The sequence below is a fragment of the Brachybacterium sp. GU-2 genome, from assembly GCF_030866705.2.
In the GTDB taxonomy this organism is placed as follows: Bacteria; Actinomycetota; Actinomycetes; order Actinomycetales; family Dermabacteraceae; genus Brachybacterium; species Brachybacterium conglomeratum.
Genome location: NZ_CP133037.2, coordinates 3,376,365 through 3,389,523, shown reverse-complemented (window position 1 = coordinate 3,389,523; position 13,159 = coordinate 3,376,365). Strand labels below are relative to the sequence as shown.

At 70.6% G+C, this 13,159-nt stretch carries 9 protein-coding genes and 1 rRNA gene; all 10 read right to left on the bottom strand.

Translation table 11 applies throughout. The features are described 5' to 3' along the window. Positions 1–63 precede the first annotated feature (63 nt). Positions 64–1,583, bottom strand: a 16S ribosomal RNA gene (locus RBL05_RS15565). Positions 1,584–2,405: 822 nt separating this feature from the next. Next, on the bottom strand, positions 2,406–3,674 hold the full coding sequence (gene tyrS, locus RBL05_RS15560) for a tyrosine--tRNA ligase (RefSeq protein ID WP_053916888.1): 1,269 nt from the start codon (positions 3,672–3,674) through the stop codon (positions 2,406–2,408). Between the two features lie 288 nt (positions 3,675–3,962). Continuing rightward, positions 3,963–5,459 carry an argininosuccinate lyase gene (gene argH / locus RBL05_RS15555; RefSeq protein ID WP_010550123.1) on the bottom strand — a complete coding sequence of 499 codons (1,497 nt, stop codon included), beginning with the start codon at positions 5,457–5,459 and terminating at the stop codon, positions 3,963–3,965. Continuing rightward, the gene (locus tag RBL05_RS15550; protein WP_053916893.1) at positions 5,456–6,691 is read right to left on the bottom strand and encodes an argininosuccinate synthase; all 1,236 of its coding nucleotides are present in this window, start codon (positions 6,689–6,691) and stop codon (positions 5,456–5,458) included. Before RBL05_RS15550 ends, argH begins: the two co-directional genes overlap by 4 nt. A gap of 198 nt (positions 6,692–6,889) precedes the next feature. Then, on the bottom strand, positions 6,890–7,441 hold the full coding sequence (locus RBL05_RS15545; protein WP_308738712.1) for an arginine repressor: 552 nt from the start codon (positions 7,439–7,441) through the stop codon (positions 6,890–6,892). Next, entirely contained in the window at positions 7,438–8,439 is a 1,002-nt protein-coding gene (gene argF / locus RBL05_RS15540; protein ID WP_263312135.1) for an ornithine carbamoyltransferase, read from the bottom strand. The genes RBL05_RS15545 and argF overlap by 4 nt, the downstream gene beginning before the upstream one ends. Before the next feature lies 1 nt (position 8,440). Beyond that, entirely contained in the window at positions 8,441–9,718 is a 1,278-nt protein-coding gene (locus RBL05_RS15535; RefSeq protein WP_263312136.1) for an acetylornithine transaminase, read from the bottom strand. Further along, positions 9,711–10,670, bottom strand: a complete 960-nt coding sequence (gene argB / locus RBL05_RS15530; RefSeq protein WP_308738713.1) for an acetylglutamate kinase — start codon at positions 10,668–10,670, stop codon at positions 9,711–9,713. The genes RBL05_RS15535 and argB overlap by 8 nt, the downstream gene beginning before the upstream one ends. Next, positions 10,667–11,836 (bottom strand): bifunctional glutamate N-acetyltransferase/amino-acid acetyltransferase ArgJ, encoded by a 1,170-nt coding sequence (gene argJ / locus RBL05_RS15525; RefSeq protein WP_308738714.1) that lies wholly within the window; start codon positions 11,834–11,836, stop codon positions 10,667–10,669. Before argJ ends, argB begins: the two co-directional genes overlap by 4 nt. Positions 11,837–11,943: 107 nt before the next feature. Next, a complete protein-coding gene (gene argC, locus RBL05_RS15520) occupies positions 11,944–13,056 on the bottom strand; it encodes an N-acetyl-gamma-glutamyl-phosphate reductase (protein WP_308738715.1) in 1,113 nt (370 codons plus the stop codon). Between the last annotated feature and the right edge of the window lie 103 nt (positions 13,057–13,159).

Genomic DNA, 13,159 nt, shown 5'->3' with positions numbered 1-13,159 from the left:
GAGCAACCACCCGCCTGACACTCGCAGACGACGATGGCCACCAATACTGGTGATGCTCCTTAGAAAGGAGGTGATCCAGCCGCACCTTCCGGTACGGCTACCTTGTTACGACTTAGTCCCAATCACCGATCCCACCTTCGACAGCTCCCTCACGAGGATGGGCCACTGGCTTCGGGTGTTACCGACTTTCGTGACTTGACGGGCGGTGTGTACAAGGCCCGGGAACGTATTCACCGCAGCGTTGCTGATCTGCGATTACTAGCGACTCCGACTTCATGGGGTCGAGTTGCAGACCCCAATCCGAACTGAGGCCGGCTTTTTGGGATTCGCTCCACCTCACAGTTTCGCAACCCATTGTACCGACCATTGTAGCATGCTTGAAGCCCAAGACATAAGGGGCATGATGATTTGACGTCGTCCCCACCTTCCTCCGAGTTGACCCCGGCAGTCTCCTATGAGTCCCCACCATCACGTGCTGGCAACATAGAACAAGGGTTGCGCTCGTTGCGGGACTTAACCCAACATCTCACGACACGAGCTGACGACAACCATGCACCACCTGTGCACCAGTCCAAAGAAAGCCACATCTCTGCAGCCGTCCAGTGCATGTCAAGCCTTGGTAAGGTTCTTCGCGTTGCATCGAATTAATCAGCATGCTCCGCCGCTTGTGCGGGCCCCCGTCAATTCCTTTGAGTTTTAGCCTTGCGGCCGTACTCCCCAGGCGGGGCACTTAATGCGTTAGCTACGGCGCGGAAAACGTGGAATGTCCCCCACACCTAGTGCCCAACGTTTACGGCATGGACTACCAGGGTATCTAATCCTGTTCGCTACCCATGCTTTCGCTTCTCAGTGTCAGTAATGGCCCAGAGACCTGCCTTCGCCATCGGTGTTCTTCCTGATATCTGCGCATTTCACCGCTACACCAGGAGTTCCAGTCTCCCCTACCACACTCTAGCCTGCCCGTACCCGCCGCACGCCCGAGGTTGAGCCTCGGGTTTTCACGGCAGACGCGACAAGCCACCTACAAGCTCTTTACGCCCAATAATTCCGGACAACGCTTGCGCCCTACGTATTACCGCGGCTGCTGGCACGTAGTTAGCCGGCGCTTCTTCTGCAGGTACCGTCACTCTCGCTTCTTCCCTACTGAAAGGGGTTTACAACCCGAAGGCCGTCATCCCCCACGCGGCGTCGCTGCATCAGGCTTTCGCCCATTGTGCAATATTCCCCACTGCTGCCTCCCGTAGGAGTCTGGGCCGTGTCTCAGTCCCAGTGTGGCCGGTCGCCCTCTCAGGCCGGCTACCCGTCATCGTCTTGGTGAGCCATCACCTCACCAACAAACTGATAGGCCGCGAGTCCATCCCCCACCGATAAATCTTTCCAGCACCCACCATGCGATGAGTGCTCGTATCCGGTATTAGCCACGATTTCCCGAGGTTATCCCGAAGTGGGGGGCAGGTTACTCACGTGTTACTCACCCGTTCGCCACTAATCAGGTGGTGCAAGCACCACCGTCATCGTTCGACTTGCATGTGTTAAGCACGCCGCCAGCGTTCGTCCTGAGCCAGGATCAAACTCTCCATGAAAATCATGAAAAACTATAAACCTGACAAAATAAACAAACAACCAGCATTTAACTGCTGTATCATCCGTTATAATCTGCCATTCAAAATAATGGCATCGATAAACAGACACGCTATTGAGATATCAAGCAACACGCGCACATCGTCGAGTCCCCGCTTCCGCGGTTCATCTCTGAGGCTCGTTGCCGGCGGGCGATCCCGTCGACGACTCCTACTTGCTTCGTCGTCCCGGCGCGAGTCACTACTCTAGCAGTTCTTCGCGGCCAGGTCCAACTCCGCTCCGCGTGGTCCCGGTCACCTCCGAATCGCGGTGCGATCCGTCCGTGTCCGAGTCACGGCCGCTGGTCCGATCTCTCGTCCCGGCGGGCCCGCAGTGAGTCCCAGTCGCTCCGTTCCTCGCTCCTCCCGGGGAGGCTCTCGGCCCTTCGCGTCTGCGTCCTCGCTGCTGACAAGAAAGAACATTACGGGTCCCGCGAGGGGCCGTCAAGCCGCTCCGTTCAGCCTCCGTTCACCCTGCGGAATTGGTATTTGCGCAGGTCAGCCTTGCTTTGCTCGACCGGGAAAGCGCTCGTTCACCCGAATGTGACCCACGCTTGAGAGAGGGGTCACCGGTCCTTATCGTCAGGTTGACAAGCAAGCTCGTCGGCGCTTAATCGCGTGCCGCGGACGGTCGCTCCGGAGAGCCCGTGGGTCCAGCATTCCGGTACGCCCCCGGATGCGCACCGAGCCCCGCCTCTCGACTGTGCGTCGGGTGGCGGGGCTCGGTGGGGCGGCGGGGGGATCCGCGCCGGCGTGTCGACACGGGGAGTCGACACGCCGGACCGGTCAATCGAGGCGGTGCACCATCGCGGCGTTCTTGCGACCGCGACGCAGCAGGAGCCTCGCCCCCGGCAGCGCGTCGAGCTCTCCGACCTCCCGTGCGAGGTCGTCGGCGGAGATCCTCTCCCCGTTCACGGAGAGTCCTCCCCCGTCGGCGTCCCGTCGGGCCGCACCCTTGGACTGCGCGATGCCGGCGCTGACGAACGCGTCCACCAGCGGCGTGGTCGCGGAGACCTCCGCCCCGGGCAGCTCACGGGCGATGGCGAGGACGGTCTGCTCGTCCAGCGCGCGCACGTCCCCGCGGCCGAAGAGGACAGAGGCCGCGGCCTTCGCCTGCTCGGTGGCCCGGGCCCCGTGGACCATGGTGGTGAGCTCGTCGGCCAGAGCCCTCTGCGCGGCGCGCTCGTGCGAGGCCGTCTCGGTGGCGTGCTCCAGCTCCGCGATCTCCTCCTGGCTGCGGAAGGTGAAGAAGCGCAGGTAGTTCACGACGTCCGCATCGGCCGCGTTGAGCCAGAACTGGTGGAACGCGTAGGGGCTGGTGAGCTCTGCGTCCAGCCACACCGCACCGCCCTCGCTCTTGCCGAACTTGGTGCCGTCGGCCTTGGTGACCAGCGGAGTGGTCAGCGCATGGACCTCGTGCCCCTCCACCTTGTGGATGAGGTCGACCCCGGAGAGCAGATTGCCCCACTGGTCGTTGCCGCCGTACTGCAGGGACACCCCGTGCCGGCGATGCAGCTCGAGGTAGTCGATGCCCTGCAGGACCTGGTAGCTGAACTCCGTGTAGCTGATGCCCTCATCGCTCTGGAGACGGCGGGCGACGGTGTCCTTCGCGAGCATCGTGCCCATGCGGTAGTGCTTGCCCATGTCCCGCAGGAAGTCGAGCGCGCTCATCTGCCCGATCCAGTCGAGGTTGTTCACCATGGTCACGCCGAACTCCCCCTCGAGGTCGAGGAAGCGGGAGATCTGGCCGCGCAGGCTCTCGACCCAGGTCGCGACGATCTCGGCGTCGTTGAGCACGCGTTCGCCGGACATGCGGGGGTCGCCGATCAGACCGGTCGCCCCGCCCACGAGGGCGAAGGGGCGGTGGCCGGCCAGCTGCAGGCGACGCATCGTGAGCACCTGGGTCAGGTGGCCGACGTGCAGGGAGGCGGCGGTCGGGTCGAAGCCGCAATAGAGGCTGATCGGTCCGTCCGCCAGAGCGCTTCCGAGCGCCTCGCGCCCGGTGGTCTGCACGACGAGTCCTCGCCAGGCGAGCTCGTCCAGGACGGAATGCATCGATCGTTTCCTCTCGGTGGTGCGGTGCGGTCCCCGGTCGGGGCCACGGTCATTGTCCCCCACTCACGGGGCGGGGTGCCACGCGATATCGCGCGCGGGCCCGACGGCGTCGGCGGTCGTGGACGGCAGGCGAGAGGCCCGAGACCTGTCATGTGCAGGTCCCGGGCCTCTCCCATCCCTCCGGTGGACACCGCGCCGGGAGGCGGGTGTCGCAGCGCGGCGCCCGGCCGTCCAGGGGCGGAGCTCCCCGGCAGGCAGGGCCCGGAGCGCCGCCTCGTCGCGCGGGTGTCAGCCCTCGGCGCGGTCCCGGGTGAAGGCGCGCAGGCCGGCGACCTGGGCGGCCGCGGCGTCGGTCTGCTCGGCCACCCGCACCGGGGCGGTGCCGCCCTTCGCATCACGGGAGGCGATGGAGCCCTCGACGGAGAGCACCTCCCGGACCGAGGGGTCGAGGTGCTCGGAGATCCCGGCGAGCTCGTCGTCGGTGAGGTCCCACAGCTCCTTGTCCTGCTCCTCGGCGACCTTCACGCAGGAGCCGGAGATCTCGTGCGCGACCCGGAACGGGACGCCGCGGCGCACGAGGTGGTCGGCGATGTCGGTGGCGAGGGAGAAGCCCTGCGGGGCCAGCTCCGCCATCCGCTCCGTGTGGAAGGTCAGCGTCGCCATCATCCCGGTGAAGGCCGGGAGCACGAGGTCGAGAGAGTCGACCTGGTCGAAGACCGGCTCCTTGTCCTCCTGCAGGTCGCGGTTGTACGCCAGCGGCAGCGCCTTGAGCGTGGTCAGCAGCCCCACCAGGTCGCCCACCACGCGCCCGGCCTTGCCGCGGGCGAGCTCGGCGATGTCGGGGTTCTTCTTCTGCGGCATGATCGAGGAGCCGGTGGAGTAGGAGTCGTCCAGGGTGATGAACGAGAACTCCTTCGTGTTCCACAGGATGACCTCCTCCGCGAGGCGCGAGAGGTCGATGCCGATCATCGCCAGCACGAAGGAGAACTCCGCCGTCAGGTCCCGCGAGGCGGTCCCGTCGATCGAGTTCCACACCGAGTCGCCGAACCCGAGCTCCCGGGCGACGGCCTGCGGGTCCAGGCCCAGGCTCGAGCCCGCCAGGGCGCCCGAGCCGTACGGGGAGGAGTCCGCGCGGGCGTCCAGGTCCCGCAGCCGCTCCACGTCCCGCAGCAGCGGCCAGGCATGGGCCAGCAGGTGGTGGCTGAGCAGCAGCGGCTGGGCGTGCTGGAGGTGGGTGCGGCCCGGCATGGGCGCGCCGTGCACCTCGCGGGCCCGGGCCACGAGCACGTCGACGAGGTCCAGGACCTGATCGCCGACCGCACGGGCCTGGTCGCGGATGAACAGGCGGATCAGGGTCGCGATCTGGTCGTTGCGGGAGCGGCCGGCCCGCAGCTTGCCGCCGAGGTCCTTCCCGGCCCGCTCGATCAGGCCGCGCTCGAGGGCGGTGTGCACGTCCTCGTCCTCGGGCGCGGCGGCGAACGCGCCGGAGGCGACGTCGGCCGCGAGGCGGTCCAGCGCGTCCTGCATCCCGGCGAGCTCCTCGTCGCTCAGCAGCCCGGCGGCGTGGAGCACGTTCGCGTGCGCCTTCGAGCCGCGCAGGTCGTACTGGGCGAGCCGCCAGTCGAAGTGCGTGGACACGGACAGCGCCGCCAGCGCGGCCGCCGGACCGGAGCCGAAGCGTCCGCCCCACAGCGCGGCGCTCTCCTGCGCGGCCGACGCGTCGGCCCCGGGACCGACGGCGCCCGTCGGCTCCCCGTGCGAGTTCGCGGAGGGGGCGTCGCTCATGCCTGGTCCTCGGCGGCATCGAGGTCCTCGCCGTTGCCGAGCGCCACGTCGCGCGCCGCGGCCTGCTTGGCGGCGAGGCCGTAGATGTCGATGAAGCCGCGGGCGCTGGCCTGGTCGAAGGTGTCGCCCTCGTCGTAGGTGGCGAGGTTGAAATCGTACAGGCCGGTCTCGGAGCGGCGCCCGGTGACGGTGGCGCGGCCGCCGTGCAGGGTCATGCGGATGTCGCCGTTGACGTAGCGCTGGGTGTCCTCGATGAAGGCGTCGAGCGACTTCTTCAGCGGGGAGAACCACTGGCCGTCGTAGACCATCTCGGTCCAGCGGTCGCCGACCTGGCGCTTGAAGCGGGCCTGCTCGCGCTCGAGGGTCACGCGCTCGAGCTCCTGATGGGCGGTGATCAGCGTCATCGCGCCCGGCGCCTCGTAGACCTCGCGGGACTTGATGCCCACCAGGCGGTCCTCGACGATGTCGATCCGGCCGATGCCCTGGGCGCCCGCGCGGCGGTTGAGCTCCTGGATCGCCTCGAGCGGGGTGACGGCGCGGCCGTCGATCGCGACCGGGACGCCCTGCTCGAAGGAGATCACGACCTCGTCGGCGACCGGCGGGAAGGCGGGGTCGTCGGTGTAGGAGAAGACGTCCTTGGTGGGCTCGTTCCAGATGTCCTCGAGGAAGCCGGTCTCGATGGCGCGGCCCCACACGTTCTGGTCGATCGAGAAGGGGTTGTGCTTGGTGGTCGCGATCGGCAGGCCCTTGCGCTCGGCGTACTCGATCGCCTTGTCGCGGGTCAGCGCGAGGTCGCGCACGGGGGCGATGCACTTGAGCTCGGGGGCGAGGGAGGTGATCGAGACCTCGAAGCGCACCTGGTCGTTGCCCTTGCCGGTGCAGCCGTGGGCGACAGTGGTGGCGCCGTACTTCTTCGCGGCCTTGACCAGGTGCTTGGTGATCACGGGGCGGGAGATCGCGGAGACGTTCGGGTAGGCATCCATGTACAGCGAGTTGGCCTTGAGGGCGGGCATGCAGTACTCGTTCGCGAACTCGTCGCGGGCGTCGGCGACGTAGGCCTCGACGGCGCCGCAGTCCAGGGCGCGCTGGCGGATGACCTCGAGGTCCTCGCCGCCCTGGCCCACGTCGACCGCGCAGGCGATGACGTCGGCGCCGGTGGCGTCGTGGATCCAGCCGATGGCGACGGAGGTGTCGAGTCCGCCGGAGTAGGCGAGGACGATCTTCTCGGTCATGAGGGGTGCTCCTAGGTCGTAGGGGTTCAGTGGTGGTCGGGGTGGTGCCGCGATGGCCGGGGCGGGCCGTGCGACGGCGGGACGGGCACGGGGGCCCGGTCCCTGGGGCCGGAGGTGGGCGAGGTCAGGGTCTGCGAGGCGAGGGTGCCGGGGTCGTCCCGGCGGGGGCCGACGGGCGGACCTGCCCGGTGCGCGCCGTCACGGCGCCTCGCCGCCCTCGTCGAGGGCGCCGAGCTCGCGCCGGCCCTCGGCCAGGTCGAGGAGCCGCTCGGCGAGGCGGTCACCGCCGGCGGGGTCCCGGGAGACCAGCAGGACGGTGTCGTCCCCGGCGATGGTACCGAGCACGTCGGGCATGACGGAGCGGTCCATCGCGGAGGCGAGGTACTGGGCGCCGCCGGGCGGGGTGCGCACGACGACGAGGTTCCCGCTCGCCTCGGCGGAGACGAGCAGCCCCTCGGCCAGCCGCGGCAGCCGCGCCTCGAGCAGCTCGCCCTCGGCGCCGACGGGACGGGCGGTGCCGCCCTCGGGCGGAAGGCGGTAGACGAGGCTCCCGGCGGAGCCGCGGACCTTCTCGGCCTGCAGCTCGACGAGATCCCGCGAGAGCGTCGCCTGGGTGACCTCGATCCCCTCCGCGGTCAGCAGCTGCGCGAGCTGCGACTGGGAGGAGACCTCCTCGTGGGTCAGCAGCTGCACGATGCGCTGCTGGCGCGAGGTCTTGGTCTGCGCGAGGGCGCGCCGGGAGTCGCTCATGCGCGCTCCCGGGCGCCGCGGGTGCGGACGTGCGCGACGGCGTGGGCGGCGGTGCTCTCGTCGGGGTGCTCGAGCAGCCAGGTCAGCAGGGCCTTCTGGGCGTGGAGGCGGTTCTCCGCCTCGTCCCACACCACGGAGGCGGGGCCGTCGATGACCTCGGCGGCGACCTCCTTGCCACGATAGGCGGGCAGGCAGTGCAGGAAGATCCCGCCGGAGAGCGCCATCAGCTCGGAGGTGACCTGGAAGGGCGCGAAGGTCTCCTCGCCGCGGCCGTCCTCGCCCTCCTGGCCCATGGAGACCCAGGTGTCGGTGATGACGGCGGTGGCGCCGGAGACCGCCTCGCGCGGATCGTCGGTGACGAGCACCGCGCCGCCGGTCGACGCGGCGATCTCCTCGGCGCGGGCGACGATCCCGGGGTCGGGGCGGTGGGAGGCGGGCGAGGCGATCCGCACGTCCATCCCGGCGGTGACGCCGCCGAGCAGGTAGGAGTGGGCCATGTTGTTCGCGCCGTCGCCGAGATAGGCGAGGGAGCGCCCGGCGAGCGCGGCGTCGCCGTCGGCCAGTCCCCCGGTGTGCTGGGCGATGGTCTGGAGATCGGCGAGGATCTGGCAGGGGTGGAACTCGTCCGTCAGCGCGTTGACCACGGGCACGGTCGCGTGGGCCGCCATCTCCTCGATCCGCTCCTGGCCGAAGGTCCGCCACACGATCGCGGAGACCATGCGCGTGAGCACCTCGGTGGTGTCGGCGACGGACTCGCCGCGACCCAGCTGGCTGGAGCCCGCGTCGATCACCAGCGGGCTGCCGCCGAGCTCGGCGATGCCGGTGGCGAAGGAGACGCGGGTGCGGGTGGAGGCCTTGTCGAACATGACCGCGACGGTGCGCGGTCCCTCCAGGGGGCGCTTGGCGAAGCGGTCGCCGGCGAGCTCGAGGGCGAGGGCGAGGACCTCCTTCTGCTCCGCGGGTCCCAGGTCGTCGTCGCGCAGGAAGTGGCGGGGCATGTCAGGACCTCTTCTCGTCGGTGGTGGAGGCGGCGGCCTGCTCGGCGGCGTCGAGCAGGGCGGGCAGCGCCTCGACGAAGGAGCCGAGCTCCTCGTCGGTGATGATCAGCGGCGGGGCGAGCCGCAGGGTGCTCGGGTTCGCGGCGTTGAGGATGAAGCCGTGCTCGAGGGCGGCGGCGACGACCTGCGGCGCGATCGGGGCGGCGAGGGTGATCCCCTGCAGCAGTCCCGTGCCGCGCACGCCCGTGATCCGCGGATCGCGCCCGGCGAGCTCGAGGATCCGGGCCTGCAGCTGTGTGCCGAGGGTGCGGGCCTTCCCGAGCAGGCCGTCCTCGGCGAGGGTGCCGAGCACGGCGAGGGACACGGCCGCGCCCAGCGGGTTGCCGCCGAAGGTGGTGCCGTGCTGGCCGGGGCTCAGCAGGCCGGTGGCGTGCTCGCCGAAGGTGAGCACGGCACCGATCGGGAAGCCGCCGCCGAGGCCCTTGGCCAGCGTCATCACGTCGGGCTGCAGCCCCTCGATCGCCTGGTGGGCGAACCACTCCCCCGTCCGCCCGACGCCGGTCTGGACCTCGTCGAGGATCAGCAGGGCGCCGTGGCGGGCGGTGAGCTCGCGGGCCGCGCGGAGGTACTCCTCCGTCAGCGGCAGCACTCCGGCCTCGCCCTGGATGGGCTCGAGCACGAGCGCGGCGACGTCCCCCGGGGCGAGGGCCGCCTCGAGCGCGGCCACGTCGCCGGCGGGCAGGAACTCGACCCCGCCGGGCAGCGGCTCGAAGGGGGCGCGGTAGGCCTCCTTGTGGGTGAGGGCGAGCGCGCCCATGGTGCGGCCGTGGAAGCTCTTCTCGAGCGCGAGGATCCGGGGCCGCCCGGTGCGGCGGGCGATCTTGAAGGCCGCCTCGTTGGACTCGGTGCCGGAGTTCGTGAAGAACACGCCCGAGCCCTCGGGGGCCTTCGCCAGCTGCAGCAGGCGCTCGGCGAGCTCGATCTGGGTGGGGGTGGCGAAGAAGTTCGAGACGTGCACGAGGGTGCCGGCCTGCTTCGTCATCGCGGCGACCACGTCGGGGTGGGCGTGGCCGAGGGCGTTGACGGCGATCCCGCCGAGGAGGTCGAGGTACTCCTTCCCGTCGGCGTCCCACACGTGCGTGCCCTCGCCGCGCACGAGCACTCGCTGCGGGGTGCCGAACACGCCGATCATGGAGCGGGAGTAGCGGCCGGCGAGCTCCTGGGCGCCCTGCGGGGTCGTGCCCTGCGGCGTCGTGTCCTGCGTCTGCGTCTCAGACATAGTCGTCCCTCCTGACCATCGTGCCCACGCCCTTGTCGGTGAAGACCTCCAGCAGCACGGCGTGCTCGATCCTGCCGTCGGTCATGGCCGCGGTGCGCACCCCGGAGTCCACCGCGTCCAGCAGCGACTCGGCCTTGGGGATCATCCCGGCGGTGAGGCCGGGCAGCATCTCCCGCAGCTCGCTCGCGGCGATCTCGGGGATCAGCGAGTCGCGGTCCGGCCAGTCGCGGTAGAGGCCCTCGACGTCGGTGAGCACCACCAGCTTCTCGGCGTCCAGGCCGGCGGCGAGCGCGGCGGCGGCGAGGTCGGCGTTGATGTTCAGGACCGCGCCGGTGGGGCGGCGGTCCTCGTCGGTCTCGGGCGCGATCGAGGAGACCACCGGGATCCGGCCGGCGTCCAGGAGGTCCTGGATCGACTCGGGGCGCACCTCGGTGACCTCGCCGACGTTGCCGAGGTCGACCTCCTGGCCGTCGACGACGGTGCCGCGGCGGCGTGCGGCGAACAGCCGCGCGTCCTCGCCGGACATGCCGATCGCGTAGGGGCCGTGGCTGTTGATCAGGCCGACGAGCTCGCGGCCCACCTGGCCCACCAGCACCATCCGCACCACGTCCATGGTGTCCTCGTCGGTCACGCGCAGACCGCCGCGGAACTCGGACTCGATGCCGACGCGGCCCAGCATCGCGTTGATCTGGGGGCCGCCGCCGTGGACGACGACGACGTGGATGCCGGCGTGGCGCATGAACACCATGTCGGCGGCGAAGGCGCGGCGCAGGTCGTCGTCGATCATGGCGTTGCCGCCGTACTTGACCACGACGATCTTGCCGCGGAAGCGCTGCATCCAGGGCAGCGCCTCGATGAGGATCTCGGACTTCGCATGCGCCGCGGCCTGGGCCGGGGTGAGGTCGGCCAGCGGGTTCTTGGAGGGTGCGGCGGGCGGCTTCGATGTGGTCATGAGGAGTAGGCGCTGTTCTCTTCGACGTAGTCGTGGGTGAGGTCGTTCGTCCAGATGTCCGCGCTCGCGGAGCCCGCGCCGAGGTCCACCTCGATGAGGGTCTCTCGCGGGGTCATGTCGACCTCGGAGCGGTCGCGGTGGGCGCCGCCGCCGCGGCACACCTCCACGCCGTTGACGGTGACGGAGAGGTCCTCGACGGCGAAGGGGGCGACGGCCTCGGGCACGCAGCCGGCCGCCGCCACGATCCGGCCCCAGTTGGGGTCGTTGCCGAAGATCGCGGCCTTGACCAGGTTGGAGCGGGCGATCTCGCGGGCCACGGCCTCGGCGGCGTCCTCGGCGGTGGCGGAACGGACCACGACGTGCACGTCGTGGCTGGCGCCCTCGGCGTCGGCGACGAGCTGGCGGGCGAGGTCCGCGCTGACCGTGCGCACCGCCTCGGTGAGCTCCTGGACGCCCAGGGTCACGCCGCTCGCTCCGGAGGCCAGCAGGATGACGGTGTCGTTGGTGGACATGCAGGCGTCGGAGTCGACGCGGTCGAAGGTGGTGCGCGTCGCGCCGCGCAGCGCCTCCTCGGCGGTCGCGGCGTCGACGTCGGCGTCGGTGGTGAGGACGACGAGCATGGTCGCCAGCTGCGGGGCGAGCATGCCGGCGCCCTTCGCCATCCCGCCCACGACGACGCCGGAGGGGAGCGTGACCTCGGCCGTCTTGGGGACGGAGTCGGTGGTCATGATGGCGCGGGAGGCGGAGGCGTCGGCCTCCTCCCCGGCGTCGAGCCGGTCGATCGCCGAGGTGACGCCGGCCAGCAGCGGCTCCATCGGCAGCCGCTCCCCGATCAGGCCGGTGGAGCACACGAGCACGTCCTGGGCCGCGATGTCGAGGAGGCCGGCGAGATGCTCGGCGGTGCGGTGGGTGTCCTGGAACCCCTCGGGGCCGGTGCAGGCGTTGGCGCCGCCGGAGTTCAGGACCACGGCGCGGGCGCGGCCGTCGGCGACGGCCCGACGAGACCACTGCACGGGAGCGGCCTGGACGCGGTTGGCGGTGAACACGGCGGCGGCGACGTCGCGCGGGCCGTCGTTGAGGACGAGGGCGAGGTCCTCCTTGGGGGCGGCCTTGATGCCGGCGGCGAGGCCGACGGCGCGGAAGCCGCGGGGGCGGGTGATCGACACGGGGTCTCCTGGGAGCGTGGGGCGAGGGGCGCGGTGGATGGGGCTCGGACGGGCGCGCCGGTCGGCCGACGGGAACCGACGGGCCGGCGGGGCCCGGCGGGCGACGGTCAGGGGGCGAGCGCGGTGCGGCTGAGACCGGTCGCCTCGGGCAGGCCGAGGGCGAGGTTCATCGACTGGAGTGCGGCGCCGGCCGTGCCCTTGACGAGGTTGTCGATCGCGGAGATGACGGTTGCCTGGCCGCTGCGGGCATCGACGGCGGCGCCGAGGCGGATCGTGTTCGCGCCGGCGACCTGCCCGGTCGCGGGGGCGCTGCCCTCGGGCAGGACGGTCACGAAGTGCTCGCCGGCGTAGTCGTGCTCGAGGGCGGCGAGGAGGTCGGCGGTGGTGGTGCCGTCGGCGACCGGGGCGGTGCACACGGTGAGGATCCCGCGGCTCATCGGGACGAGCACCGGGGTGAAGCCGAGGCGGGCGTCCTCGCGGCCGGTGGCGCGGCGGAGGTTCTGCAGCACCTCGGGGATGTGGCGGTGGGTGCCGCCGACGGCGTAGGGCACGGCGGTGCCGGAGGCCTCGGAGAACAGCAGGTGCTGCTTGGCGGCGCGTCCGGCGCCGGAGTAGCCGACGGGCAGGACCGCGCTCAGCGCGCCGGCGTCCAGCAGCTCGGCGCGCAGCAGCGGGGCGAGGGCGAGGGTCACGGCGGTCGCGTTGCAGCCGGGCACGGCGATCTCGCGGGCGGTGCGCAGCTGCTCGCGCTGGCGGGTGCCGTCGGCCAGCGGCAGCTCGGGCATGCCGTAGGTCCAGGTGCCGGAGTGCTCGCTGCGGTAGTAGGCCTCCCACTCCTCGGCGCTCTCGAGCCGGTGGTCGGCGCCGAGGTCGAGCACGAGCACGTCCGGGTCCTCGGCGCGCAGGGCGGCGGCGATCTGTCCCGACTGGCCGTGCGGGAGGGCGAGGACGACGACGTCGTGGCCGCGCAGGGTCTCCACGCCCGTCTCCTGCAGCACGGGGTCGTGGCCGAGGTCGATGTGCGGGGCGACCTCGGAGAGCCTCTTGCCGGCGCTGGAGTGCGCGGTCACGGTCGCGACCTCGACGCCGGGGTGGCCGGCGAGCAGGCGCAGGGTCTCTCCGCCGGCGTAGCCGGAGGCGCCGACGACGGCGACGCGCGGGCGTCGCGCGGCCTGCTCGGTCGCCGGGACGGGGGCGGTGGCGCTGCTCTCGGACGTCATGTCGGAAGTATATACAGCCAACTGCATGAACAGCCAGCGGGGGTGCGGAGTGTTCACGTGGTGGACGGCGGGGTGGCCAGCGGCGAGGTCACAGGCCAGCCCC

What these genes read in the sequence shown, in the direction of transcription:
- tyrS (WP_053916888.1), bottom strand. Translation starts at nt 3,674, where the DNA reads ATGCATTCCGTCCTGGACGAGCTCGCCTGGCGAGGACTCGTCGTGCAG.
- argH (WP_010550123.1), bottom strand. Translation starts at nt 5,459, where the DNA reads ATGAGCGACGCCCCCTCCGCGAACTCGCACGGGGAGCCGACGGGCGCC.
- RBL05_RS15550 (WP_053916893.1), bottom strand. Translation starts at nt 6,691, where the DNA reads ATGACCGAGAAGATCGTCCTCGCCTACTCCGGCGGACTCGACACCTCC.
- RBL05_RS15545 (WP_308738712.1), bottom strand. Translation starts at nt 7,441, where the DNA reads ATGAGCGACTCCCGGCGCGCCCTCGCGCAGACCAAGACCTCGCGCCAG.
- argF (WP_263312135.1), bottom strand. Translation starts at nt 8,439, where the DNA reads ATGCCCCGCCACTTCCTGCGCGACGACGACCTGGGACCCGCGGAGCAG.
- RBL05_RS15535 (WP_263312136.1), bottom strand. Translation starts at nt 9,718, where the DNA reads ATGTCTGAGACGCAGACGCAGGACACGACGCCGCAGGGCACGACCCCG.
- argB (WP_308738713.1), bottom strand. Translation starts at nt 10,670, where the DNA reads ATGACCACATCGAAGCCGCCCGCCGCACCCTCCAAGAACCCGCTGGCC.
- argC (WP_308738715.1), bottom strand. Translation starts at nt 13,056, where the DNA reads ATGACGTCCGAGAGCAGCGCCACCGCCCCCGTCCCGGCGACCGAGCAG.